This window comes from Micromonospora sp. ATLC16, from assembly GCF_057196645.1.
The window spans coordinates 59,893-84,356 of sequence record NZ_JBXUOW010000009.1 but is presented as its reverse complement, the minus strand read 5'-3'; the positions used below and the strand labels follow the sequence as shown (position 1 = coordinate 84,356).

Genomic DNA, 24,464 nt, shown 5'->3' with positions numbered 1-24,464 from the left:
TGTCGCCCAGTGCGGTGTCCAGAAACGTCGTGAACGTTGCTGGACACCGCACTACGTGCCGATCAGGAGCGCTTCGGCTCCCACCGGCCGGAAGCCAGCCGCCTGGAAAGCGCGGACGCTGCGTGCGTTGCCGGCGGCCTGCTGTGCCCAGACGGGCTGGCCGTCGGGCACCAGGTGCCGGGCGGCGGTCGCCAGTGCCCGCCCGAGGCCCCGGCTCCGCTGACCGTCGTCGACCTCGATCGCCGTCTCCCAGCGACCTGCCACACCGCGGCCGAGGATGACGATTCCGCCGTCGGCCGCCCAGACGCGCAGCTCATCACGGCGCTTACCGGCCCTGATCCGACGTGGATGATCCGCGTTGCCCACCTCTGTCAGGTCCAGCGGAGGCTCACCGGCCAGCGGGCTCGCCACGGTCAGGAGGTCGATCGTGTCCATGGCGCGCCGGGTGCGGTCGAGCAGCGCGCATAGAAAGGCCGGATTCATCGCGGCCGCCAGGGGGTCGCAGTCGAGACTCGCCAGGATGCGGCGCACCCACACCGGGTCCTCGTCGGTGAAGACCACCGAGTGGGCGGTGAAGGCGACCACTCCGGCGTCACGACTGCTCGGCTGTGGCACTACGGTGACGCCCCCGTCCGGCGCCGGGAAGTGCCCCTGGGCTGCCGCAGCCAGGATGTCCGCCAACTCGGTGCACATGATGGTCCCTTCCCGGCGCCCGGCGGTTCCCCCGATCAGTCCCGACACGTTCCAGAGCATGCCAGCTCGACAGTCACCGGGGTGTCCGCCAACTCCCCCACCGCGGCGCCGACTGGGGGCCGATGCTCACCGCCGCCGGATTCACTGTCGACTGCTCCTGACCATGGCGACTCCGTCCCCGCCGGTCAGCGCGCCTGACCGCCCCGCCCGCTGCGTGCACCAGGGGCGGCGACAACGGCAGGAGCCCTGCCATAGCGAGAGCGAGCGATGGCAGGGCTCCTCGGACGAGCACGCTGAGTTCGTTCCTAACCGGTGATCACCGGCCAGGCGTAGGCCAGCAGGGCGCACGCCGCGCCGAGCAGCGCGAGCGAGACGCCCCGGGTAGGCAGGGGCAACGCGGCGAGCACGAGCAGGATGACCGCGACGACATAGAGGAACGCCTGCACCGACATGACCGTCTCCTTCGGGGGTTGGCTGACGAGCGGACGCTCTCTACCCCCCTCGCCGCAGTCGCCAAACCCGCCTGCCTGGTATGACGACGGCAGGACGCAGCGCCCGAGAGTTGCCGCTCGGACCGGGAAGTCGCACCACGACAGCCCGGCCGTGCGTCGATCGGTTGACTCCTGTTCGTACCGCAGCGGGAGCCGGATCTCCCGCCTGAGCAGGATGTGGCCAGGAACAGACCCGGTGAGTATGTCTGTATGTCACGTACTCTTCGGACACTGAAGATCCTGGCGTCCAGCGTCGCGCTGGTGACCACCATCGCCGTCGTACCCGCAAGCGCCACCGCGCAGCCGGGTCCGCCGGCCGGGCCGTCCGCCGGCGGGCTGGACCGCGCCGAGCTGCGCGCCGCACTCGCTGCAGTGCCCGCAGCCGGCGTTCCGGGGGCCCTGGTCGCCGTGCGCGACGGACGGCACGACTGGCGTGGCGCCGCCGGCCAGGCGTTCCTGACCAGGCCGCGACCGATGCAGCCGCAGATGCGGCACCGGATCGGCAGCATCACCAAGACGTTCGTCGCCACCACAGTGCTCCAACTCGTCGACGAGGGCCGGTTGGACCTGGACGACCCGATCGGGCAGTGGCTGCCCGACGTCGTGCCGGGTGAGCTCGGCGCTCAGGTCACCGTCCGGATGCTGCTGAACCACACCAGCGGCATCGGCAACTACACCAACGCTCTGCTCGACTCGTACGCGGCGATCAACCAGATGCAGGTCACCACGTACGCTCCGGCGGACCTGGTCGCCATCGGCCTGGCCATGCCCCCGACAAACGCTCCCGGCGCCCGGTTCAGCTACTCGAACACCAACTACGTCCTGGCCGGCCTGCTGATCGAGACGATCACCGGCAAGGATGCGGCGGTCGAAGTGCAGCGGCGCATCCTGCGTCCCCTGCGGCTCACCGGGACATCCTTCCCCGGCGCCGACCCGAGGATCCGCGGCCCGCACAGTGGCGCCTACTTCGCCCCGTTCGGCGTACGCGACCTCAGCGAGTTCAACATGAGCTGGGGATGGACGGCCGGCGAGATGATCGCCACCGCAGCAGACCTGAACACCTTCTTCCGGGCGCTGCTCGGCGGTGACCTGCTCAGCCCGACCGCCCTCGACGAGATGCTCACCGGGGTGCCGATGCTGCCGGAGCAGCCCGAAGCCGGCCGCTACGGTCTCGGCATCTACTCGCTGCCCACCCCGTGCGGCGAGTTCTGGGGCCACGACGGCGCGGTCATCGGTCACCTGACGTACTCGATGCACAGCCGGGACGGCGCTCGCCAGGTGTCGTCCGGGATCAACCTCAGCCACTACCAGGTCGGCCTGCCCGATCCGCATCCGATCGACATCGCCTGGTACACGTTGCTGTACACCGCGATCTGCCCGACCGACGAGGCGAGCAGCCGTTCGGCAGCGACCGTTCCGCCGCTGCCGAGCGTGACCCGGCTGCCGGGCACCGACGATGCGGCGGTGGCGGTGCCCTGACGTATCTGTTCCTCGGTGATCCCCTGACGGCCTGGCGATCCGTCAGGGGATCACGTCATTTCAGCGCCGCCGACCAGTCGGATGGCGGCGGCAGGAAGTGAGGTGAGCCACGGCTAGGGGGCGCTGCCGGTGTCTTGGTGGTTGAACCCGTCCGCGAAGGGAGTCAGACATGGCAGGGAACACCAGGGTGGTAGTGGTCGGCGGCGGATTCGCCGGCGTGATGGCGGCCAATCGCCTGACGCAGCGCGACGACGTCACCGTGACCATGGTGAATCCGCGGCCGGACTTCGTCATCCGGCTCCGGCTGCACCACGTGGTCGCCGGTGTCCACGACGCGGTCGTGCCGTACCGGCAGGTGCTGGCCGAAGACGTGCGGCTGGTCCAGGACACCGTCACCGCGATCGACGCGGCTCAGCGCAGTGTGACTCTGCTGGGCGCCGGCACCCTCGGCTACGACTATCTGGTCTACGCGGTGGGCAGCGCGAGCGCCGCTTCACGCGTTCCCGGCGCCGCCGAGTTCGCCTACCCGATGGCCACCCTCGAGGCAGCGCAGCGGCTGCGCTCAATCCTCGACGACCAGGGCCCCGCGACCCCGGTGACGGTCGTCGGTGCCGGGCCGACCGGCATCGAAACCGCCGCCGAGCTGGCCGAGCGGGGGCACCGGGTCAGTCTGGCCTGCGGGGGTACGCTCGGCGCGTACCTGCACCCAGGGGCCCGACGCGCCGCCGGCAGGTCGCTCACCAGGATCGGCGTGGACGTCCTGGCCGGTCCCGGCACCGAGGTCACCGAGGTCACGCGGGACGCCGTGCGGCTCGGTGACGGTCGTACGCTGCCGAGCGCGATCACCATCTGGACCGCGGGCTTCGGGGTGCCGGATCTGGCCACGAGCAGCGGGTTGCGGACCGACGCCATCGGCCGCCTGATCACCGACGAGACGCTGACCAGCGTCGACGACGAGCGCATCATCGCGGCCGGGGACTCGGCGGCGCCGTCGGGCGTGCCGTACAGAATGAGCGCGTACACGGCGAGCTGCCTCGGCGCGCACGCCGCGGACACGGTACTGCGGCGCATCGCGGGTACGCCCCCCGAGCCGGCGAGTGTCTTCTTCGGCGCCATGTGTGTCGGCCTGGGCACACATGCCGGCATCTACCAACTGGCGGGCCGGGACGACACCGCGAACAGGATGTTCGTCGGAGGCCGCTTCGGCGCGCGACTCAAGGCTCTCACCTACCGGTTCGCCGTTGGTCACCTCACGAACGAGGCCCGCAAGCCCGGATCGCACCGGTGGCTCGGCAACAACAAGCGCCGGCAACTGCTGGAGGTGGAATCGGGCCCGGCACGGGCCGCCGCTGACCGCTCGGTGTAGCGCGACGAGGTCCGCCCGGTCGCTAACGGGGGCGGCCGGGCAGCGCGATCTCGAAGTGGACGGTCTAGTAGATGTCGTCGCCGCCGTCACGCGGGTCGTGGATCGGCGTGGCCAGGCTCCGCCAGAACGGTTCGGCACCCTCGATGCGCGGATCCGTGTGCAGGTAGAGCGCCCGGTAATGCGCTTGCTGAGTGACGAAATCGACGGCGAGGCCGACGAGTGCCCGGGCGAGGCCGTAGCGTCGGTGTTCCGGCCGGACGTAGACCCGGAACAGCTGCGCGGTGGTCTCGTCCGGGTAACGCTGGGCGAGGAAACGCGGGTGTGGTGGGCTCTTGGGCCCACCGGCCCGCACCGCGGTGGTGCCGACGACCTCGTCGCCCTTGGTCGCGACGAACAGGGCGTGATGCTGCGGCGTGAGGTAGGAGCCGTCGAGGTCGATGACGTCCCGGTGCCAGTCGGGCCGGTAGCCGTAGCCGAAGTCGCGGTAGAAGGTGTCGAGCATGACGCCGCGCGCTCCGTCGAGGTGCCGTTGGTCGGCCGGCTGGACGTCGTACGGGCCGACGTTGCGTCGGTACTGCTGCATGGTGCCTCCGGTCATGGGTTCGACGGTGCCGCGGCGGTCGCCGGGTCGGTGTGCAGAAGCGCGCGGGTCAGCGGGTGGTGTGCGTGGTTGAGCAGAGCGTCGGCCGGTCCGCTGTCGACGACGGTTCCGTCGTCGAGAACGACGACGTGGTCGGCGAGGTGAGCCACGACGTCGCGGTCGTGGCTGATCATGACCACGGTCAGTCCGAGAGTGCGTCGCAGCTCGTCGAGAAGCGTGAGGATGCCGTGCCGGGTGACGCTGTCGAGCCCGGCGGTCGTCTCGTCGCAGATGAGGACGCGGGGCTCGCTGGCGAGTGCGCGGGCGAGCGCCGCGCGGTGCAGTTCGCCGCCGGAGAGCCGGTCGGGACGTCGGGTCGCGGTGTGTTCGGCGAGACCCACCCGGTCGAGCAGGTGCAGGGCGGCGTGGCGGGCCTGTTCCGGCGCGGCGGCGCGCAGGCGTCGCGCGGGCCCGGCGACCTGGTCGAGGACCGGCCGGTAGGGGTTGAAGCTGGCCCGGGCGTCCTGGAACACGTACTGGATCGCCCCGAGTTCGTGGGGCTGGCGCTGGTCGAGGTGCGCGGCGAGGCGGTGCTCGGCGAGGATCACCTGGCCGGTGCTGGCGGGGTGCAGGCCGGCGACGCAGCGGGCGAGGGTGGTCTTGCCGCTTCCGGACCGGCCGACCACGGCCAGGCACTGGCCGGCGGGGACGGCCAGGCTGACATCGCGGAGCACGTCGCGGTGCCGACCGCCGTCGCGGTGGGCGGCGCCCAGGCCGGCGACGCGCAGCAGCGGCCGGTCCTCGCCGACCACTGCCGGTGACCCGGCCGGTGGCGTCGCGAGCAGTTGTTGGGTGTGCCGGTGCCGTGGCACGGCGAGCACTTCGGCGGCCGGGCCGGATTCGACGGCAGCGCCTCGGTGCAGCACGAGGATCTGGTCGGCTACGGTCCTGACGAGGTGCAGGTCGTGGCTGAGCAGGATGACAGCGATACCGTCGCGGGCGAGTTTCGTCAGTTCCCGGGCGACGGCGTTCCGGGTGATCGCGTCCTGGCCGGTGGTGGGTTCGTCGGCGATGAGCAGCACCGCGTGGGCCAGCAGGGCGTGGGCGATGACGAGGCGTTGTTGCTGACCGCCGGAGAGCTGGTGCGGGAAACGGCGCAGGAACCGGCGGTCGCTCGGCAGGCTTGCACGTTCGAGGGTCGCCGTCACCGCGCTCCGATGGGCGCTGCGGCTGTCGCCGGGTGCCTGGTGCCGGGCAATCTCATGGAGCACCGCGCCGATGCGGCGTACGGGATTGAGGGCGGCGCCGGGTTGCTGAGGCACGTAGCCGACGGTGCCGGGTTCGGGCGGGTTGGCCGTGGTGACGGACCGACCGGCCAGGGTGATGGTACCGGTGAGGGTGACGCCGGGGGCGACCTCGCCGAGCAGTGCCCGGGCGGTGGTGGTCTTGCCGCTGCCGGATGCGCCGATCACGGCGAGGATCTCGCCGGCTCGCAGGCTGAAGGAGACGCCATCGACCAACGTCCGGTCGGCGGTCGCGGCCGACAGCTCCCGCACCTGAAGGAGGGCGTCGTGCGCGTATGGACGGTCGCCGGTCGTGGCCGGTACGGACGGTGGTGCGGGGCTGGGGACGGCAGGGGTGGTCAGCAGCCGGTCGGTGACCAGGTTGAAACCGACGGCCAGGCAGATGATCAGCGCGGCCGGCACGGCGACGGCCCAGGGTTGGAGGAACAGGCCGGTGCGATTGCGGTCCACCATGACGGCCCAGTCCGCGGCGTCGGGCGCCACGCCGATGCCCAGGAAGCTGGCGGTGGCCACCAGGTAGATGGCACCGATGAACCGGACTCCGGCGTCGGCCAGCAGCACTCGTCGGATGCCGATGCCGACGTAGCCGGGACCGCGTCGCCACCAGGTCTCGCGGTACAGGCGCATCGCCTCCATGGCCGGCCCGTGGGCCAGCGGCAGCGCGGCGGCCCGGGTTATCCGGGTGATCTCCGGCAACCCGATCAGCGCGACGATCCCGACCAGGGTGAGCGGCCCGGGTGGCGCGGTGGCGGCCAGCAGGATCAGCAGCAACAGCGACGGCACGGCCAGCGCCAGGTCCAGCGGACGCATCAGCAGCTCGTCGACCCACCGGCGGCGGGTGGCGGCGGCCAGCAGGCCGGCCGGCACGCCGACCAGGTACGCCAGCAGCGTCGCGCTGACCGCGACCACGACGACGGACCGGCCACCGAGCAGCACCTGCTGCGCCACGTCGCGGCCGACGAAGTCCGTGCCCAACAGGCCGTCGTCGGCGAACGGGAAGGTACGGTCGCCCGGCTCGCCGGCCAGCAGCGGGCCGATCACGGCCAGCGCGAGCGGCAGCGCGAGCAGCACTGCTCCGGTCAGGGTGCGCAGTCGCCTCACCGGACAGCCCCGATCCGGGGTGCGAGGCGGAACGCCACCAGGTCGGCGGCCAGGTTCACCACCACGGTGGTGACGGCCACCAGGACGCACAGCGCCTGCACGGTGGGGATGTCGCGGGTCGCCACCGCGTCGACCAGGGCGGTGCCGAGGCCCGGGATCACGAACACCGCCTCGACGACGATGACGCCACCGAGCAGCCAGTCGGTGGTCCGGGCGAGTTGCTGCACCACCGGTGCCAACGCGCCGGGCAGGGCGTGGCGAAGCCATAGCCGGCTGCCGGTGATGCCGAGCCGTCGGGCGTGGCGCACGTGCTCGCCGCGCAGGGCGTCGAGCATGCCGGCACGGGTGAGCCGGCTGATGGTGCAGATCGGCCGGGCGAGCAGCACCAGCAGCGGCAACACGAGCACGGCCGGCCGGGCCAGCAGGTCGGCGCCGAACGCGGTGGGCGGCAGCCAGCCGAGTTGGACGCCGAAGACGGCGATGAGCAGGATCGCCAGGGCGAACTCGGGTACCGCGTACAGCGCGACCGACACCGCGGACAGCATCCGGTCCAGTCGTCCCCCTTCCCGGCGGGCCGCCAGCATGCCCAGCGCGACGGCGAGCGGTACCAGCACCAGCAGGGTCACCGCCGCCAACAGCAGCGTTGCCGCCGCGCTGTCGGCGAGGCGTTCGACGATCGGCCGCTGCGAGATCAGCGAGACGCCGAGGTCACCGCGGATCAGGTCGGTCAGCCAGTCGAGGTAGCGCTGCCAGGCCGGTTGGTCGAGGTCCAGTTGTGCCCGGATCGCGGCGATGCGGGCCGGGTCGGGGTGGTCGCCGGCGATCACCACGGCGGCGTCACCGGGCAACGCCTCGGTGAGCACGAACACGATTGTGGTGATCCCGGCGACCTGCCCGAGGCCGAGCAGCAGCCGACCGGCCGCGTAGCGGGGCAGACTCACCCCAGCCAGACCTTGTCGAAACGGGCCCAGTCGAGGGTGTTGGCCGGGGCGTCGGAGGAGACCCCTCCGACGCGAGGCGCGGTGGCGACGAGGAAGTCCGCGAAGCCCCAGATCAGGAATCCGCCCTCGGCGTGCAGGGTGCGCTGCATGTCGCCGTACGCCTGCCGGCGGGTCGCCTCGTCGGCGCTGGAGACGGCCTTGGCGTAGAGGGCGTCGAACTCGGGGCGGGCCCATCGGGTGGCGTTGGTGGTGGAGTTGGTCAGCAGCCGCTGCGAGATGTGCGTTTCGATGGGCATGGCACCGGAGCGGTACGAGGCCAGCACACCGGAGTTGAGGATGTCCTTCCAGTAGGTGTCCTTGTTGCCCAGTGCGGGTTCGATGACGAGCCCGACCTGCTCGGCCTGCTCGGCGAAGACGCTGGCGGCCTCGACGAAACCACTGGCCACCGACGCGGTGTCGAGCGGGATCCGCAGGCCCTTGGCGCCGGCCTTGTCGACGAGGAACCGGGCCCGGTCGAGGTCAGGGGTGCGCTGGGGGATGTCGTCGGCGTAGTACTGGTAGCCCTTGCCGAACAGGTCGTTACCGACCTGTCCGGAACCGGCGAGGACGGTGTCGACCAGCTGTTGGCGGTCGGTGAGCAGGAACATGGCCTCGCGCAGGTCGCGGTTGTCGAACGGTGGCCGGTCGACCTTCATGGCGAGCGACTGCATGGTGCTGTTCGGCATCCGGATGACGGCCATCCGGCCGCCGTCGGCGTGGGTACGGGCGGTGGTGGGGGTGATGTCGTGCGCGTACTCCACCTGGCCGGCGAGCAGGGCGTTGACCCGTGCCGACTCCTCGTTGCTGATCAGATACTCCAACTCGTCGAGGTGCGCGGCACCCTCCCAGTAGCCGTCGTACCGCTTCAGCAGCAGCGACCGGCCGGGCTGCCAGGAGTCGAAGGTGAACGGTCCGGAACCGACGGGCCGCTCGAAGCTGTCGGCGCCCTCGGGGACGATGTACGCGCCGAACGCGGCCAGGGCGTTGGGGAACTCGGCGAAGGGCTGCTTGAGGGCCAACTCCAGGGTGCGGTCGTCGACGGCGCGGCTGTTGGGCAGGTCGAGCAGGTCGAGGCTGGCCTTGGCGCGGAACGCCTTCTCCGGGTCGGTGATCCTGGAGTAGCTGTAGAGCACGTCGGCGGCGCGGACCGGCTTGCCGTCGTGGAACGTGGCCTGGCGCAGGGTGATCCGCCAACGGGTCAGGTCGCTGTTGGGCTCCCAGCGTTCGGCGAGGCGCGGCTGGATGGAGACGTCCGGGCCGTAATCGGCGAGCTTGTCGAACATCGCCTTGGCGCGCGATGCCTCGTTGAACAGGTTCGCCAGGTGGGGGTCCAACGTCTCGTTGACACCGCCGCCGGCGAATGCCGCCCGCAGCCGGCCGCCACGTCGGGGCTGCCCGGACGAGGTGGCGGCCGACTCGTCGCTCGGACCGCAGCCGGTCAGCAGGGCGGCGGAGACGGCGGCGGCGCCGCCGAGCAGGCCACGGCGAGTTACGCGCGGCGCGGTGACCGGAGCGTGAATCATGGGTTGTCCTTTCGGTACACGGATGCGAGTTACGCCGCCTCGTTGCGGCGACGGGCGACCAGGTGCAGGCGGTCGCCGGACAGGACGTCGGACAGCGCGGCTGCCGGATACCAGGGCGGGTCGGTCCGTGGCCCGGGGGTGTCGAACAGGGCCACCACGTCGAAGCCGACGGTGTCGAGCAGGTGCCGCAGTTCGGCGGGGAACAGCAGCCGCCACGCCGAGGTCTGCACCAGCGGTTGCGGGCAGTCCGGCCAGGTCCAGACACGTTCGCGGCGCAACAACTGCTCGCGGTGGTCGATCCACAGCCGCGTCGCGGAGGTGTACGTGACGTCGCGCCAGGTCACGCTGCGGGTGCGGGCACCGTCGAGCAGTTCGGTGTTACCGAGGAAGAAGGCGCCGTTGCGCATCTCCGCCAGCAGCAGCCCACCGGGGCGCAGGTGCCGGTGGCAGCGCTGCAGGAACGCGGTCAGGTCGGCGTTGTGGTGGCAGTACAGCAGCGCGCTGTCCAGACAGGTGACGACGTCGAAGTGGCCGGTCAGGTCGAAGGTGCGCATGTCGGCGTGCACGAACCGGACTCGGGGATGGCGGCGCTGCGCGTGGGCGAGCATCGGCACCGACCTGTCCAGCCCGGTGGCGGCGTAGCCGAGGGTGGCCAGGTGCCCGGCGTCGCGCCCGGTGCCGCAGCCGACGTCGAGCAGCCGGGGCGCGGCAATGGTGCGGTCGGCGAATCGACGTACGAGGTCATCGACGAACCGGGCGGCGACGTGACCCGGGTCAGGAAACTGTTGTTCGTACAGCTCCGGGTTGTCGGTGAGGAGATTCTCTCCGCTCATGACACGCCCGCCGGTGCCGACGCCGGTGCCGGCGCGAGCAGGCCGCCACCGCGCAGCAGCCACACCGCACCCGCCGATGCCAGCCCGACGCCAGCGGTCAGCAGCCACGCCGCTGCGGGCACGCCGGCACCCGCGGAGCCGCCCACCGCCGCGCCGACCGCCGCGGTGCACCCGGCGGCGAGAATCCCGGACACCAGGTAGAACAGGCCGAAGTAGGTGCCGGTCAGTCCCGGCCCGGCGAAGGCGGGGATCAGCTCCAGGACGAACGGCTGAGTGATCATCACCCCGACGGTGAGCAGGACGGCGGCGGCCAGTACCGGCAGCAGCCGCAGCACCGGTGGCGCCGATTCCACCCGCAGCAGCGGCAGCAGGAAACCGGCTCCCATCACGGCCATGCCGGCCGTGATGCTCGCGCCGCGGCTGACACGGCGATGCAGCCAGCCGGTCAGGGGCAGTTGCAGGGTGAGCGTCACGACGGTGGAGACGACGAACAGCACGGCCACCGCCACGGGCTGCCCGGTGACGTGTTCCGCCTGCACCGGCAGGATCAGGTACAGCTGGGTCTGCAACGCGAACATGCCGGCCAGCGCCACGCTGAAGGCCAGGAACCGGCGGTCGGCGATGCCGGTACGCCAGTCCTGCCAGACGGTGGCCTCGGTGGCGGTCACCGGTTGGGCGGGCAGCCAGATCACCTGCGCCACGGTGAGCGCGGCAAACACCGCCGCGGCGGTCAACGCGGCGACCCGGAAGTCGACAAGCAACAGTGCCGATCCCAGCAGTGGACCGAGCAGCGCGCCCGCGCTGGCGAACACGTTGAACAACGCGAACGCCTCGGCGCGCCGGTCGGCGGCGGCCTGCGCCACATAGGTGCGCACCGCCGGGTTGAACAGCGCCCCGGCCAGCCCGGACAGGATCGACGCGGCCAGCAGCAACGGCAATGAGGTGCTGAGGGCGAACAGTCCGAAGCCGACGGCGCGCAGGGCGCAGCCGGTGATGATGACGCTGCGGGCACCGAGCCGGTCGGCGGCCGAGCCGCCCAGCAGGAACAGGCCCTGCTGGCTGAGGTTCCGCACGCCGAGCACGATGCCGATCACGGCGGCGGACAGACCGACGTCGTCGGCCAGGTAGCCGGCGAGGTAGGGCAGCAGCAGGTAGAAGCCGATGTTGACGCCGAGCTGGTTGACCACCAGCAGCCGGATCGGCAGCGGGAAGCCGCGCAGTGTGGCCCAGGTGCTCATCCGGTGCCCCGCACGCCGAGACCGGGTTCGTCGGTCAGCCGCAGGACACCGTCGTGGCCGCCGATACCGGTCCACGGATCGTCGGCCAGCAGCAGGTGCCCGTCCAGGTCGATCCAGCGGGCGTCGCCGGTGAGGTGCACCGCTGGTGCGATGCCCAGCGAACTGGCCACCAGGCAACCCAGCATCACATCCATGCCGTACGCGCGGGCCGTGGCCGCGAGCTGCCGTGCGGCGTGGATGCCGCCACACTTCGCGAGCTTGATGTTGACGCCGGCGACCGTGCCCGCGAGGGCGTCGAGGTGCGCCACCGTGGCGGCGTCCTCGTCGGCGATGACCGGCACGTCCGTGCGCGCGCTGATCCAGGCGAGCAGCTGCGGTGTTCCGGGCGCGATGGGTTGTTCGACGGCGTCGATGCGGTACGGGCGCATCGTGTCGAGCAGCCGCACGGTCTGCTCGGCTGTCCAGGCGCCGTTGGGGTCGAGTAGGAGCCGGGCCTGCGGCGCGGCAGCGCGTACCGCGGCGATGCGGTCCGGGTCAGCGGCGTCGCCGCACTTGACCTTGACGAACTGGAAGCCGCGCCGCCCCAGCGCCCGAGCGGCGGTGGCCGCGTCCTCGGGGGCGACCAGTCCGATGGTGTGAGCCGTGGGCACCGGGGAGAAATCCGGCCGGCCGAGCCACCGATGCACCGGCATTCCGGCGCGGCGGCCCACCAGATCGTGGAGGGCGGCGTCCAGGGCCGCCAGCACTCCCGCGGGCAGCTCAGCGGCGAGCACGGGCAGGTCCGTCACCAGCGTCTCGGGTTCGCCGTAGCCGCGCACCCGGTCCCTGAGCCCGGCGAGCAGTTCGAGGATGGCGGCCAGGTCGAGGCCGTAGTAGACGCTCGTGACAACCTCGCCGTGGCCGGTGACGCCGTCGTGGGACAGCTCGACCTGGACGGCGTCGCGGCCCGGCATCGTCGAGCGGGAGATCCGCAGCGGCTCGCGGAGCCGCAGTGGGTAGCTGCGCCAGCCGAGCCTCATGCCGGCACCGCCAGGCGGCGCAGCGGGTCGAGGACGATCCGGCAGCGGCTCCACCGGGTGACCTCGACGGCATCCGGGTACGGAATCTCGATCGGGTGGCCCGGTGCGGGAGCGAACAGCCCGTGGGCGGCGCAGAACGCGTCGTCGAAGATCGAGTCGAGGTAACGGTGCGGACCGTCCGGAAAGATCGTGACCACCCGAGCGCCGGGCTGCATGCGGCTGATCCACGCGGCGACCCGGGCCACGGCGCCGGTGCTCCACCCGCCGGTCACGAACGCCGAACGTGCCAGCCGGCGGCAGGTGTCCACTGCCTCCACCGGACCGATCCAGTGCACCTCGTCGAAGGCGGTGTAGTCGACATTGCGGGGAAAGATGCTGCTGCCCAGACCGCGCATCAGCCGTGGCCGCGCGGGCTGACCGAAGATCGTCGAGCCGACGGTGTCGACGCCGACGAGCCGCATCCGGGGCCAGTGCCGCCGCAACGCCCGGGCCAGGCCGGCGCTGTGCCCACCGGTGCCGACGCTGCACACCAGCACGTCGACGGCCTCGACCTGCCCGGTCAGTTCGGCGGCGAGGGTGTGGTAGCCGGCGGCGTTGTCCGGGTTGTGGTACTGATCGGGCCAGTAGGCGTTCGGAGTACGCGCCAGGATCTCGCGCAGTCGGTCCAGGCGGGCCTGCTGCCAACCGCCGACCGGGTGCGGCTGCTCGGCCACCTCGACCACCGCCCCGTAGGCGGTCAGCAGCGCCCGCATCGGTCGTTCGATGTCGCGGTCCACCACCAGGATGACCGGGTGGCCCAGGGCCTGCCCGGCGAACGCCAGCCCGATCCCGAGGGTGCCGCTGGTGGACTCCGCCACGGTCGCTCCCGGCCGAAGGTCACCGCGCTGCCGGGCGGCCTGGAGCATGGCCACGGCGGCGCGGGCTTTCATGCCGCCGGGGTTCAGATACTCCACCTTGGCGTGGAAGCCGCCGTGCGGGTGCGGCAGCGGCGTGTCGACGTACGCCACCGGCGAGCGCCCCAGCAGGTCCAGCAGCTGCGGCGCGCACGTTCTCGGCGCGGCGCCGGTCAGCATGGCGACCCCGCGGCGGCACGGTAGCGGTAGACCGTCGTCGGTCCGCCGTCTAGCCAGAAGAACGGGTACGGTTCGGCGGACACTGCGCTGAGCCCGGCCCCGAGAAAGCACGGCAGCACGGCGCTGCCGGTCTGCGCGAAGGCCACCATCGGTTTGCCGGTGGCGCGGGCGTGCCGCAGCAGTGGCTCGAAGGTGCCGTTACCCAACGTCATGCCGGACACCAGCAGCGCGTCACAGCGTTCCAGCAGGGCGGCGGCGTCCGGCAGGCACGGCTCGTCCCACTCGGTGCTGCCGCCCGCCAGATCGCAGGGCAGGTAGCCGATGCCGCGGCGGCGCAGTTGGCCGAGCAGGGAGTTGACCACGCCGACGACCAGGACGTGCTGCCCCGGGACCACCGGCACCAGGTCCACCACTGCGGCGGCTCTGGCGGTCGACTTGGTCAACGAGGTGCCGGCGGGGATGCTGACCGTGTCGTCGGCAGCGTGCGCATGCGGACGGGCAGCGGCGAGGTAGGCGTCCAGGGCCGCGACGCGGACCGCCGGCGCCGGGTGGGTGAGCAGTTCCGCGACGCTGCGACCCACGCAGTCGTACGCGACGTCGTCGGTCAGTTCAGCCGGCTCCGTCGAACAGGAGCCGACGGTGGCGCCCACCCGCAGACTCAGCACGTGGTTGCGGTAGCTGCGGCCGCGTCCAGCGTGCCGGGCACCCTGCCGGGTGGTGAACGCGACGCTGACCTGCTCGGTGGCCGGATCGGGACCGATTCGGGCAGCGTTGACGGCTTCGATCAGGTCCGTCACCGACATGAACGGCTCATCCGTGTCCACCGGCATCGGGGGCGTCACGCCAGCGCTCCGGCCAGATCGTCGGCGTATCGCACACTCAGGCCGCCGACCAGTTCCTCGGCGCGGGCGCGGGCGCCGAGGCCGGTGGTGTCCACCGTCATGACATGGCCGAGGTAGGTGTTGTTGTTCACCGCGTCGCCAGTGCGGTGCCCGGCGGGCCTCACCGCCCAGTCGACCACGCCGGGTGCTGCGGCCAGCGTGGCCGCGCCGTCGATCCCGGCGACGGTTCCGGCCCGGGGCGGCAGCAGGAACGAGATGGCGGCGCTGCGCACGCCCGTGTCGGTCACTGTGATGTCCGGCTGTTCACCGAGGGCGAGCTGCGCGTACACCATGGGCAGATCCACCCCGGTCGACCGCCGCACCAACTCGGTGATCTGGTTGCCCGCCGGGCGCGGATTGATCTCCACCAACCGCGGCCCGGCGGCCGTCAGCCGCAGCTCGGTGTGCGCCACTCCCCGGTCGAACCCGACCACGGCGAGGGCGGCGAGGGCCGTGTCGCACACCGCGGTGACCGTCGCGGCGTCGAGCGCGGCGGGGAACATGTGCCCGGTCTCGACGAACCACGGCTCGCCGGCCAAACTCTTGTCCGTCACGCCGAGCACCGTCGTCGTGCCGTCGACGGTGACGGTCTCGACGCTGACCTCCGGCCCGACCAGCACCTCTTCCAGCAGCACCCGCGGTGAGCGCTGCTGGCCACGGGCGTTGACCGGAAACGCGTCGAGGGCGTCGAACGCCTCGCGCAGTTCGGTCCGGTCGGCCACCAGCCGGACGAACATTCCGGCGCACAGGTCGACCGGTTTGATGACCAGCGGGAAGCCCAGCGTACGCGCGGCGGCCTCGGCACCCGGCCAGTCCTCGGTGATGGCGAACGCCGGGCCGGGCAGGCCGGCCGCCTGCATCCGTTGCCGCGCCAGGTCCTTGCGGCAGGCGTACTCGACGGCTTGCGGCCGGGCACCCGGCAGACCCAGGTGTGCGGCCAGCCGGGCAACGGTGCCGAGGTAGTAGTCGCAGGAGGTGATGACACCGTCGAAGCCCAGTACCTCGTGCAACCGCTGGACCCGGGGCAGCAGCAGGTCCGGGTCGTTGGTCTCGGCGGTGATCACGTTGTCCGCGGTGAGCAGGGGGTGCACTCCGTCGCCGCCGCCCTGGCCCAGGTAGTGGTGCAGGTTCCTGGTCAGGAAGGTGAACCGATGTCCTGCTTCCCGGATCGCCCGGGGCAGCAGGGTGCTCATCGCACCGACCCAGCTCTCGACCACCAGCACATGCCCCACCGTGCACTCCCGATGTCAGGGGATCCCGGACCACCAGAGGATAACGGTTGTCATTAGCGATTACTAGCCGAGTCTCCTCGGTCACCACCGAGAACCCACCCGCCGCGACCGGCGACATCCGCGCCGCCCGAAACGCCCGATCGGTCACGACCGCCATGCACGAACTGGCCATCCGCGAGGCCCCTGCCCAACCTCTCCGCCGACGAGATCGACGTCATGCGCGCGGCCAACGCCCGCTTCGCCGAAGCGCCCCTGGGCAGCCCGAGCCAACCGCCTGACGTGAGACGTCCCCCCGCTCGGGCAGGTCAGGCCGAGACGTACGCTTGCGGGATGGCTGAGGAACCTCGGTGGTTGACCGACCACGAGCGCGACACCTGGCTCGCCCTGGCCAAACTCATGTTCAACCTGCCGAGCGCCCTCGACGCCCAACTCCTGCGCGACAACCACCTCACGCTGTTCGACTACTTCGTGCTCAGCGGCCTGTCCATGGCGCCCGGACGCACCCTGCGGCTCAGTGATCTGGCCAGCCAGATCAGCTGCTCGCTGTCCCGACTGTCGAACGTCGTCAAGCGGCTCGAACAACGGGGACTGCTGCATCGCGCGCCCGACCCGGAAAGCTCCCGCTACACCGTGGCCACGCTCACCGACGCCGGGTGGGATCTTGTGGTCGCCGCAGCGCCCGGACACGTCGCCGCCGTCCGTCACTACGTCATCGACGGCCTCACCGCGAGCCAGATCGACGTCCTGCGCGAGGTGGCCTGCCACGTGGCCCGACAGATTGCCGAGACCTCGGAGGCCACTGCGCGCCCCCGTTGACGCCGGCCGGCCAGCGTCCGTACCGCACCTCCCGGCCGCGTCGCCTGCCCCTCGCGGGTCAGGCGTCACCGGAGACCGATGCGAGCGTCGACACTGCCGGTTGCGGGCTCGTTCGGACGGGCAGCCGGACAGCGAACCGGGCGCCCCGACCGGGATGGCTGCGGGCGTCGATGGTACCCCCGTGCCCGGTGACCACCTCGCGGAGCAGCGCAAGCCCGAGCCCGGTGTGCCGCTTCTCCGGGCCCGCGCCGCTGTAGAACCGGTCGAAGATGCGGTCGGCCGGATCGAAGCCGTTGCCGGTGTCGGCCACGATCAACTCCGCCATGTCGGGAGCGGGCAGGCGCACCGTCACGTCGATCCGGCCGCCGGCCGGGGTGTGCGTGAGGGCGTTGGTCAGCAGTTCGCTGATCACCCGCCGCAGCGCCGATTCCACCCCGGAGACCGGGACCGGCGCGTCCGGGCGGCTGAGGGTGAGCGTCACCCCCTGTTCGCCGGCCCGGTCGTTCTCGGCGAGCACCGCGACCTCGGCGAGAGTGGCCAGGTCCACCGGGTCGGCGGCCGGCCGGCCACCCGGGGCGGCGGCCAACCGGACGGAGAGCAGCAGGTCGTTGACGACCTCGCCGAGCCGTCTGGTGGTGCCGGTCAGACGATTCAGCTCCGACTGGTACTCGACCGGCATGCCGGCTGCGCCGGCCCGCCGCGCCAGCAGTTGCGCCCGGGTGTGCACCTGTGCGATGGGCGTACGCAGTTCGTGGCTGACGTCGGCGATGAAACGGCGCTGCCGGGCGAGAGAGTCGGCCAGCGGAGCGACGGCGAGCCGGCCCACCACCGAGCCGCTGGCGACGGCGACGACCAGCCCGAGCAGTTCCGCGACGGCGAGCGAGACGAGCAGGTGACGCCGGTCGGCGAGTTGGTAACGGGCGTCGAAGATCGCCTGCACGACGTCCTCACCGCGGGTCTCGGTCAGGACGAAGTAGACCGTGCCGTTGCGCGTGATCGTCGCCTCCGCCGGGGCTCCGGTGCTGGCCGTGGCGGTCATCGCCGCCGCCAGCGGGAAACCGGGCGGCGGCGGCACCGTACCGCCGCTGAGCTCGCCGTCGCGGAGCAGGAACAGCCAGGTGCAACCCGGTGGACCGGACGGGTCGCCACGGCTGGCGGTGTACGCGAGTTCGCGTGTGATCTGGCGCTCCTGGCCCCGGACCAGCATGCCGTAGGCGAGCACGCCGACCGCCGTGACCAGGACGGTCACCGCGAGCCCGACCAGCACGCCGACCCGGCGACGGGCCCGGGTCACCACGATCCGCTCGGCCGCCATCCAGGAGAGGCCGGCCGGCGCCGGGCGCCACAGTCCCCACCACCGCGTCACAGCTCACCGAGCCGGTAGCCGAGGCCGTGCACGGTGCGGACCGCCGTCCGGCCGAGCTTGCGGCGCAGGTAGTACACGTAGGTGTCGACGATGGAGGTCGCTGCCGCCTCGTCGAAGACCCGGCGGCGCAGCTCGGAGCGGGTGTGCACCGCCCGAGGGCGTACGGCCAGCGCGCGGAGCAGTTCGAACTCCCGGGCGGAGAGCGCCACCCGGGTACCGTCCGCCAGCACCACGTCACGCAGGCCGAGGTCGAGCCGACCGCCGCCGATCGGCAGCGCCTCGGCGCCGTCCGAGGTACGTCTGCAGAGTGCCCGGATCCGGGCACTCAGTTCGTCCAGGTCGAACGGCTTGATCAGGTAGTCGTCGGCGCCCGCGTTCAGGCCGGCCACCCGGTCGTCGACGGTGCCGAGCGCGGTGAGCAGCAACGCGCGGGCGCTGATCGCGCGGGATCGCAGCCGGGTCAGCAGGTTGAGCCCGTCGAGCGCCGGCAGCAGGCGATCGATCACCATCACGTCGTAGGGTCGGGTGAGCCCGAGATGCAGCCCCCGCTGCCCGTCCCGAGCCACGTCGACCTGATATCCCTCGTCGGCCAGCACCTCGGTGAGCATGTCCGCGAGTTCCGCGTCGTCCTCGACCAGGAGCAGCCGGTGTACGTCTGGTGATGCACCGCCTACCTGTAACACATGTCGAGAATCCCACATCGATCCCTGACATCGATTGTGACCAATGTCTCTATGTCGTCTCGATCCGGGAACGCAGCCCTCCCCGATCGACCGTCCGTGGTCATCGCCGCGCCTCCTCGAAGTGTCTCGCGCAGAGGCGCTGACGCCGGGCGTCGAGGACCATCCAGGTGCCGAGCACCAGTTGGACCAGGCTGCGCCACACGTCGGACCAGCGGTCGCTCCAGCGCATCACCGACAGCCGGACCCGGCCAGGCGGTCGGGCACCGGTCGGGACGAGAAAGCAGGGTCCACGGTTCGGCAGCGACCGGGCGTGCCGCACGGTGGAGACCAGGGCGTACCGGCGCAGCACCTCCCGGGTCACCGCCCGCATCATCACCGGCGCGACACCACGGGCCGGGCAGGCCCGGTTGGCGGTGACACCGAACGGGACGAAGTGCGCGTCGCCGCGGTCCAGAGTCAGCCAGCGATCCGGCTCGAAGGTGTCGTCGGCCGCCGGTCCGCTGCGCTGGTAGGCCAGATAGTTGAAGAGCAGCACCGAGCCGGCCGGGATGGTGAGCCCCGCATCGACCTCGATCGGGCCGGACGTGATCCGGTGCGCCACCCCGAAGAGCGGATGCACCCGCAGCGTCTCGTCGATCACCCGGTCCAGGGCGGCTTCGCCGTCAGGGCCGTCGAGGGTGGCGACCAGGTCCCGCTGCACCGTCGAGTGTTGCGCCACGGCGAGCAGGAGGTGCGCCATCGCCTCCGACATCTGCACCACCGCGGTGTTGAAGAACGTGCCCTGGAGGTACCACGCGGTCTCCTCGGCGGTGAAGGGCTCCGGCAGCGTCACCGGCGCCGTACCGGCATCGACCCGGGCTCGCAGATAGCGGGTGAGCCGGTCGCGCCGGTCCAAATGCCGCAGCCCGCAGCACTTGAGCGCGGTGACCACGTCGTCGGCGTTGGCCACGATCAGCGCCCGGACGTCCGACGGGCACGCCGCGCCGAAGACGAGTTCGTAGTAGACCTCCGCCCAGATCGGCATCATCAGATCCCGCAGCCGGACATGGCAGGTCCGACCGGCCGGCAGTCCGGCGAGGATCCGTCGGGTTGCCGCGCCGGCCAGCTCGGTCGAGCGCCGGTGTGACACCGCGACCACCCGTCTGGTCGTCCGGGCGACCGTCCGGTAACGCTCCCCCGGTTCCAGGTGTTCCTGGTGCATCTGCGGGCCGGGCGCCAGCCAGTACCAGAACAGGTCCGAGATGCCGGCGCCCCGGCTGCGCCCGCTGGCCGCCGGATGGGAGTAGATCCGCGCGAAGTGCTCGGGCCCGATCCGGGGGCCGGGCACCGGAATCCCCTCGGCACCGTTCACCCGCCTGAAGATCCACTCGCGGAGCCGGATCACCGCCGGTGGCAACCGGCGCGGCAGCAGCCATCCGACAGCCAGCAGACCGGCCAGACAGCACAGCAGCACCAGCGGGTGGGTCATCCCGGCACCCGGTCGAGGATCATCTCGCGGGTGAGATCAACGGGACGGACCGCACCGGCGAGCGTCATGGCCCGGGCCAGCTCGGCGCGGAGCAGGTCGAGCAGCTGTCTGACGCCGTGCGCTCCCCGGGCCGCCAGCGCCCAGAGCACCGGGCGGCCGATCCCGACCGCGACCGCCCCGAGCGCCAGCGCGGTGAGGATGTCGGTCCCCCGACGGATCCCGCCGTCGAGCAGGACCGGGATGCGTCCCCCGACCGCCTCCACGACCGCCGGCAGGGCGTCGATGCTCGCCGGTACCCCGTCGAGTTGCCGCCCGCCGTGGTTGGAGACCAGCACGGCGTCCACGCCGTGCTGCACCGCGAGGCGGGCGTCGGCGGGGTGCAGGATCCCCTTCAGCACGATGGGCAGCCGGGTCGTTGCGCGCAGCCACTCGATCCGGGCCCAGTCGAGGGTGGCGTCCATGACGATGTCCCGGACCCGGCCGGTCTCCGGGTCGCGCATGTTCTCGCAGCAGTAGCCGGACGGCAGGTCGAGGAAGCCGTTGCGCAGGTCACGGTCGCGGCGGCCGAAGACCGGCGAGTCGACGGTGACCACCAGGGCGTGGCAGCCGGCCGCCTCGGCCCGCCTGATCACCGAGGCGGTGAAGCCGAGATCCGGCTGTGGGTAGAGCTGGAACCACAGCCGCGCCGGCCGGTCCGACGGCCCGCTCGCGTCGGCCACCGCCTCGATCGGCGTGGTGGCGGCCATGCTGACCACCAGTACGGTGCCGACCGCTCCCACCGCCCGGGCCGTCGCCACTTCCCCCTCCGGGTGCGCCAGCCGGTGGAAGGCGGTCGGCGAGACCAGCACCGGCATCGGCAGGGCCTCGCCGAGCAGCACGGTCCGCAGGTCGCGCTCGCCGCCGCCACGCAGCACCCGGGGTAGGATCCGGTACGCGTCGAAGGCCGTCTCGTTGGCCCGTAGCGTCCGCTCGTCCCCGGCGCCGCCGGCGAAGAAGTCCCGGTGCACCGGATCGAGCCGCCGCCGCGCCTCGGCTTCCAGATCGCCGAGCCGGTGCAGGGGGCCCGGCTCGGCGGTTGCGGCGTGGCGTTGGGCCGCCTGCGCAGGCAGCGAGGGCATGGCCTCAGCCCACCGTGGTCGTCAGGCAGCGGTTCAGGAAGGCGACCAGTGGCGCCCGGTGCACCTCCGGCTTGTTCCACTGGTTCTCCAGGTTCTCCGCCAGGTGGTGCACCGCCGCCACCTCGCCGCCCCGGTGGTGACGCACCACCGGATGCAGGTACGCCGCGTCGTGGGCCTGGCCGGGCACGTCCTGGGCGATCCGGCCCACCGAGATGTCGAACGGGTCGACCTGGTCGTGGTCGGGGCCGTACTCGAGGGTGACGACGAACGCGTGCTCGACCGGATGGTCGACGGTGGCCAGCCCGGCCTGCCCGATGTAGTCGACGGGCAGTTCCTCGTGGTAGCGGGCGCCCGGCCCGGCCACGGTGAGCACGTCGGCGAGCACCGCGAACTGCTGCCACAGACCGGAGGAGCGGTTGACCCGTTCGATGATCGCGTCGGCTGCCACCTCGGCGGTCGCGTCGAGCTTCTCCGCCGGCCACGGATTGTCGTGATAGCGGTGTTCCAGAATGCGGTGCAGGGCCCGGACGCCGTACCGGAAACCGTGGATGAAGCCGTTCGTCGACTTCTTGAAGTCGCGCTGCTGGGTCAGCGTGCCGGCGAAGAACAGACCCGGCACGTTCACCGACTCGAAGGCGGGGGTCTGGGCCGGGAAGCGATCGTTGATCACCAGCGTCGGTCGACAGTCGTCGGCGAAGATCGACACGTCGAAGCGGAATCCGGTGCAGGCCAGCACCCGGTCGTAGCGCAGTTCCTTGGTGACCTCGTTGGCTCGGGAGAAGCCGAAGGTCACCCGGTAGCCGTCGCCGTCCCGCTCGATGGCGCGCACCTGCCCGTCCAGGATCGCGTTCGCCGACTTGAGCTGGTAGGTGTCCAGGAAGTTGTTGTTCACCGCCCGCAGGTGCCCGACGTAGTGGGTCCGCCACGCCATCCGGACCGGACTCGGCCCTGCCACGTGGACCAGGGTGGTGGTCTCCATCAGGCTGTCCGCGGTCTCGAAAGCGGAGTTGCCCTTGCCGATGATCAGCACCCGCTGGTCGAGGAAGTCGCGCGGATCGACCGGCATCTCGTCGTACCGCTCCGCCAGCTCGATGCCGGGAATCGGCGCGACGTACGGCTGCGAGACACCGGTCGCCACGACGACCCGGCGCGCCCGGTGGGTCGTACCTTCCTGGTCGGTGACCGCGAAGCCACCGTCGTCGGACCGGGCGACCCGGACCACCCGGCTGCGGTAGCGGACCCGGACTCCGGTGGCCGCCGCGAAGTCGGCCAGGTAGCGGACCATCACCTCGGCGTCCGGGAAGTAACGCTCGGTGTAGCGGGTGAACCGCAGCGCCGGGTCGTCGCTGAGCAGCGAGTTCCAGTCCAGCCGCAGGTTCAGCTCCGGATCGTCGGACCCGGTGTGCGGCTTGTTGATCGAGATGAGTTGACGGTGTCGGGGAAATCGGGTGAAGAAGGCGCCGGGGACGTCGGCGGACTCCAGTACCAGGTAGTCCCGCCGGCCGTCCCGTTCGAGAAGCGCCCCGAGCTGGAGTCCGGCCGGCCCCGCCCCGATGATCAGATAGTCGAGCATCTCTGCGGTCACCAGACGACGGTACGAAGGCGAACTCAGAGAAAAATCAGCCGACGATCCGGGCTGTCGACGCCGTCGATGCCGATCAGCCCGGTGGCCCGGTCAGCAGGTCGAGCAGGTCGGCGGCGCGGCGGACATCGGCGTCGAGCGGCCGGTCCGGGTCGATCGCCGGCACGATCTCCGCGAGTCGCTCCAGCAGCGTGGCACAGGCCGGTGCGGTCGGGGTACGCGCACCGACGTGGACGGCCTGGCGCAGCCCGACCGCGAGCGTTCCGCAGATCAGCCGCAGCAACCGCGCCTGGTCCACGGCGCGCAGCGCGGCCTGGGTACCGAACGGCACGACGTCCTGGTTGTGCAGATTCGTCGGCAGGCTCTGCATCCCGGCCGGGGTGGCCTGCCGACGGATCTCCGCGACCATCGCGGTCGCGGCGAGCTGGGCGCCCTGTAGCCCGTGCTGCCGTCCCGGTCCGGCCGCGAGCATCGGCGGCAGCCCGCCGTTGCGGACCGGGTCGACCAGGAGGTCGAGCTGGCGCTCGACGAGGTTGCCGAGCTGGGCCGCCACCGTCGCCAGCATGTCCGCAGCGAAGGCCGCCGGCTGGCCGAAGAAGTTGCCGCCGTGCAGCACCAGATCGTCGTCGGGGAAGAACAACGGGTTGTCGCTGACGCTGCGCAGATCCGACTCCACCACGCCGTCGACGTACCGCAACGCGTCCTCGGCCGCGCCGAGCAACTGCGGGGTGCAGCGGATGCTGTACGCCTCCTGGAGCGGGCGCCCACCCGACGGCGTCGCGCCGGCGAGGCACTCCCGCATCCGGACGCCGACGTCGACCGCGCCGGGATGCCCGTACGCGGCCAGCAACCGGGGATGCAGGAACTGGCCGGGGTCGCAGCCGAGCACGTCGACGAGGAGGCAGCTCAGCAGTTGGGCGGCCCGGTGCGCGCGGCGGATGTCGTCCAGCGCGAGCGCGGTGGCGGCGGTGGTCAGCGAGGTGCCGTTCACCAGCGCGAGCGCGTCGCGTCCGTCGAGGAGCAGCGGCGTCAGCCCGGCCGTGGCGAGCGCCTCGGCGGCGGGCCTCCGGTCACCGTCCAGATAGGCCCAGCCCCGCCCCCGCAGCGACTGGGTGGCGTAGGCGAGCGGGATGAGGTCACCGCTGGCCCCGACCGATCCGAGGCGGGGTATCGCCGGCACGAACGTCGTACCGAACATCGCGGCGAGTCCCTCGACGACCCGCAGCGAGACGCCGGAGGTGCCCTGGCCCAGCGACCACACCCGGACCAGCATCGCCGCCCGGACCACCTCCGGATCGATGTCCGGGCCCTGGCCGGCGCCGAGGTGGGCGAGGGTGTTGTCGCACTGGTCCGCGTCGTCGTCCCGGCCGGCGAACCCGACGAGCGCGCCGAACCCGGTGGTGGCGCCGTAGACCTGACGGTCGTCGCCGAGGACCGCGCGCAGGTGGTCGCGGGAGCGCCGTACCCGGTCGCGTACCTCGGCGGTGACGTCGATGGTGACCTCGGTGGCGGCCCGGCGCAGGTCGGCCACCCGCAGCGGGCGGGCCAGGCCGATCGGGCTGACCGCGTCGGGCGCGGTGTGGGTCGTCATCGGGCCGACCGTAGCCGCGGATTCTCAGAGCGGTCTGAGTTATCTCT

21 protein-coding genes are annotated in these 24,464 nt (G+C 71.8%); 3 read left to right on the top strand and 18 right to left on the bottom strand.

Annotated features, from left to right (window positions below):
* Positions 1-51: 51 nt before the first annotated feature.
* Both AC2CHE_RS06310 and AC2CHE_RS06305 read right to left on the bottom strand, forming a co-directional pair.
* Positions 52-693, bottom strand: a complete 642-nt coding sequence (locus AC2CHE_RS06310) for a GNAT family N-acetyltransferase (protein WP_484503976.1) — start codon at positions 691-693, stop codon at positions 52-54.
* Positions 694-998: 305 nt separating this feature from the next.
* Positions 999-1,145 carry a hypothetical protein gene (locus tag AC2CHE_RS06305; protein WP_210934774.1) on the bottom strand — a complete coding sequence of 49 codons (147 nt, stop codon included), beginning with the start codon at positions 1,143-1,145 and terminating at the stop codon, positions 999-1,001.
* A gap of 279 nt (positions 1,146-1,424) precedes the next feature.
* Between AC2CHE_RS06305 and AC2CHE_RS06300 the strand changes: the two genes are divergently transcribed.
* Together AC2CHE_RS06300 and AC2CHE_RS06295 are read left to right on the top strand one after the other, a co-directional pair.
* Entirely contained in the window at positions 1,425-2,663 is a 1,239-nt protein-coding gene (locus AC2CHE_RS06300) for a serine hydrolase domain-containing protein (RefSeq protein WP_484503975.1), read from the top strand.
* Between the two features lie 169 nt (positions 2,664-2,832).
* Entirely contained in the window at positions 2,833-4,029 is a 1,197-nt protein-coding gene (locus tag AC2CHE_RS06295; RefSeq protein ID WP_484503947.1) for an NAD(P)/FAD-dependent oxidoreductase, read from the top strand.
* Between the two features lie 64 nt (positions 4,030-4,093).
* On the opposite strand, the gene AC2CHE_RS06290 is transcribed toward AC2CHE_RS06295, so the two are convergent.
* From AC2CHE_RS06290 to AC2CHE_RS06245, 10 genes are read right to left on the bottom strand one after another with little or no spacing between them, the layout of a single operon-like run.
* Positions 4,094-4,627, bottom strand: coding sequence for a GNAT family N-acetyltransferase (locus AC2CHE_RS06290; protein ID WP_484503946.1), 534 nt, complete (start codon positions 4,625-4,627; stop codon positions 4,094-4,096).
* The gene (locus tag AC2CHE_RS06285; RefSeq protein ID WP_484503945.1) at positions 4,624-7,014 is read right to left on the bottom strand and encodes an ABC transporter ATP-binding protein/permease; all 2,391 of its coding nucleotides are present in this window, start codon (positions 7,012-7,014) and stop codon (positions 4,624-4,626) included. Before AC2CHE_RS06285 ends, AC2CHE_RS06290 begins: the two co-directional genes overlap by 4 nt.
* Entirely contained in the window at positions 7,011-7,955 is a 945-nt protein-coding gene (locus AC2CHE_RS06280) for an ABC transporter permease (RefSeq protein ID WP_484503944.1), read from the bottom strand. The genes AC2CHE_RS06285 and AC2CHE_RS06280 overlap by 4 nt, the downstream gene beginning before the upstream one ends.
* Entirely contained in the window at positions 7,952-9,517 is a 1,566-nt protein-coding gene (locus AC2CHE_RS06275) for an ABC transporter substrate-binding protein (RefSeq protein WP_484503943.1), read from the bottom strand. The genes AC2CHE_RS06280 and AC2CHE_RS06275 overlap by 4 nt, the downstream gene beginning before the upstream one ends.
* A 29-nt stretch (positions 9,518-9,546) precedes the next feature.
* Positions 9,547-10,350: a class I SAM-dependent methyltransferase gene (locus AC2CHE_RS06270; protein ID WP_484503942.1), complete on the bottom strand. Its 804-nt coding sequence runs from the start codon at positions 10,348-10,350 to the stop codon at positions 9,547-9,549.
* The gene (locus AC2CHE_RS06265) at positions 10,347-11,588 is read right to left on the bottom strand and encodes an MFS transporter (protein ID WP_484503941.1); all 1,242 of its coding nucleotides are present in this window, start codon (positions 11,586-11,588) and stop codon (positions 10,347-10,349) included. Before AC2CHE_RS06265 ends, AC2CHE_RS06270 begins: the two co-directional genes overlap by 4 nt.
* On the bottom strand, positions 11,585-12,607 hold the full coding sequence (locus AC2CHE_RS06260) for a dipeptide epimerase (protein WP_484503940.1): 1,023 nt from the start codon (positions 12,605-12,607) through the stop codon (positions 11,585-11,587). Before AC2CHE_RS06260 ends, AC2CHE_RS06265 begins: the two co-directional genes overlap by 4 nt.
* Complete coding sequence (locus AC2CHE_RS06255; RefSeq protein WP_484503939.1) at positions 12,604-13,680, bottom strand: PLP-dependent cysteine synthase family protein; 1,077 nt, start codon at positions 13,678-13,680, stop codon at positions 12,604-12,606. The genes AC2CHE_RS06260 and AC2CHE_RS06255 overlap by 4 nt, the downstream gene beginning before the upstream one ends.
* The gene (locus AC2CHE_RS06250; RefSeq protein ID WP_484503938.1) at positions 13,674-14,522 is read right to left on the bottom strand and encodes a Rossmann-like domain-containing protein; all 849 of its coding nucleotides are present in this window, start codon (positions 14,520-14,522) and stop codon (positions 13,674-13,676) included. Before AC2CHE_RS06250 ends, AC2CHE_RS06255 begins: the two co-directional genes overlap by 7 nt.
* Positions 14,519-15,793 (bottom strand): ATP-grasp domain-containing protein, encoded by a 1,275-nt coding sequence (locus AC2CHE_RS06245; RefSeq protein ID WP_484503937.1) that lies wholly within the window; start codon positions 15,791-15,793, stop codon positions 14,519-14,521. Before AC2CHE_RS06245 ends, AC2CHE_RS06250 begins: the two co-directional genes overlap by 4 nt.
* A gap of 330 nt (positions 15,794-16,123) precedes the next feature.
* On the opposite strand from AC2CHE_RS06245, the gene AC2CHE_RS06240 reads away from it, so the two are divergent.
* Positions 16,124-16,609: a MarR family winged helix-turn-helix transcriptional regulator gene (locus AC2CHE_RS06240; RefSeq protein ID WP_484503936.1), complete on the top strand. Its 486-nt coding sequence runs from the start codon at positions 16,124-16,126 to the stop codon at positions 16,607-16,609.
* 58 nt (positions 16,610-16,667) lie between these two features.
* Here the strand turns inward: AC2CHE_RS06240 and AC2CHE_RS06235 are convergent, their stop codons facing one another.
* From AC2CHE_RS06235 to AC2CHE_RS06210, 6 genes are all read right to left on the bottom strand, one after another.
* Positions 16,668-17,924 carry a sensor histidine kinase gene (locus AC2CHE_RS06235; RefSeq protein ID WP_484503935.1) on the bottom strand — a complete coding sequence of 419 codons (1,257 nt, stop codon included), beginning with the start codon at positions 17,922-17,924 and terminating at the stop codon, positions 16,668-16,670.
* 47 nt (positions 17,925-17,971) lie between these two features.
* A complete protein-coding gene (locus AC2CHE_RS06230) occupies positions 17,972-18,658 on the bottom strand; it encodes a response regulator transcription factor (protein ID WP_484503934.1) in 687 nt (228 codons plus the stop codon).
* Positions 18,659-18,758: 100 nt separating this feature from the next.
* A complete protein-coding gene (locus AC2CHE_RS06225) occupies positions 18,759-20,126 on the bottom strand; it encodes a cytochrome P450 (protein ID WP_484503933.1) in 1,368 nt (455 codons plus the stop codon).
* Positions 20,123-21,244 carry an alpha-hydroxy acid oxidase gene (locus tag AC2CHE_RS06220; protein ID WP_484503932.1) on the bottom strand — a complete coding sequence of 374 codons (1,122 nt, stop codon included), beginning with the start codon at positions 21,242-21,244 and terminating at the stop codon, positions 20,123-20,125. Before AC2CHE_RS06220 ends, AC2CHE_RS06225 begins: the two co-directional genes overlap by 4 nt.
* A 4-nt stretch (positions 21,245-21,248) precedes the next feature.
* A complete protein-coding gene (locus AC2CHE_RS06215; RefSeq protein WP_484503931.1) occupies positions 21,249-22,829 on the bottom strand; it encodes an FAD-dependent oxidoreductase in 1,581 nt (526 codons plus the stop codon).
* A gap of 73 nt (positions 22,830-22,902) precedes the next feature.
* Complete coding sequence (locus tag AC2CHE_RS06210) at positions 22,903-24,417, bottom strand: aromatic amino acid ammonia-lyase (RefSeq protein WP_484503930.1); 1,515 nt, start codon at positions 24,415-24,417, stop codon at positions 22,903-22,905.
* Between the last annotated feature and the right edge of the window lie 47 nt (positions 24,418-24,464).

Coding starts and splice junctions, on each gene's coding strand:
- AC2CHE_RS06310 (WP_484503976.1), bottom strand. CDS start 693: ATGTGCACCGAGTTGGCGGACATCCTGGCTGCGGCAGCCCAGGGGCAC.
- AC2CHE_RS06305 (WP_210934774.1), bottom strand. CDS start 1,145: ATGTCGGTGCAGGCGTTCCTCTATGTCGTCGCGGTCATCCTGCTCGTG.
- AC2CHE_RS06295 (WP_484503947.1), top strand. CDS start 2,833: ATGGCAGGGAACACCAGGGTGGTAGTGGTCGGCGGCGGATTCGCCGGC.
- AC2CHE_RS06290 (WP_484503946.1), bottom strand. CDS start 4,627: ATGACCGGAGGCACCATGCAGCAGTACCGACGCAACGTCGGCCCGTAC.
- AC2CHE_RS06275 (WP_484503943.1), bottom strand. CDS start 9,517: ATGATTCACGCTCCGGTCACCGCGCCGCGCGTAACTCGCCGTGGCCTG.
- AC2CHE_RS06270 (WP_484503942.1), bottom strand. CDS start 10,350: ATGAGCGGAGAGAATCTCCTCACCGACAACCCGGAGCTGTACGAACAA.
- AC2CHE_RS06265 (WP_484503941.1), bottom strand. CDS start 11,588: ATGAGCACCTGGGCCACACTGCGCGGCTTCCCGCTGCCGATCCGGCTG.
- AC2CHE_RS06260 (WP_484503940.1), bottom strand. CDS start 12,607: ATGAGGCTCGGCTGGCGCAGCTACCCACTGCGGCTCCGCGAGCCGCTG.
- AC2CHE_RS06255 (WP_484503939.1), bottom strand. CDS start 13,680: ATGCTGACCGGCGCCGCGCCGAGAACGTGCGCGCCGCAGCTGCTGGAC.
- AC2CHE_RS06240 (WP_484503936.1), top strand. CDS start 16,124: ATGGCTGAGGAACCTCGGTGGTTGACCGACCACGAGCGCGACACCTGG.
- AC2CHE_RS06235 (WP_484503935.1), bottom strand. CDS start 17,924: ATGGCGGCCGAGCGGATCGTGGTGACCCGGGCCCGTCGCCGGGTCGGC.
- AC2CHE_RS06225 (WP_484503933.1), bottom strand. CDS start 20,126: ATGACCCACCCGCTGGTGCTGCTGTGCTGTCTGGCCGGTCTGCTGGCT.
- AC2CHE_RS06220 (WP_484503932.1), bottom strand. CDS start 21,244: ATGCCCTCGCTGCCTGCGCAGGCGGCCCAACGCCACGCCGCAACCGCC.
- AC2CHE_RS06210 (WP_484503930.1), bottom strand. CDS start 24,417: ATGACGACCCACACCGCGCCCGACGCGGTCAGCCCGATCGGCCTGGCC.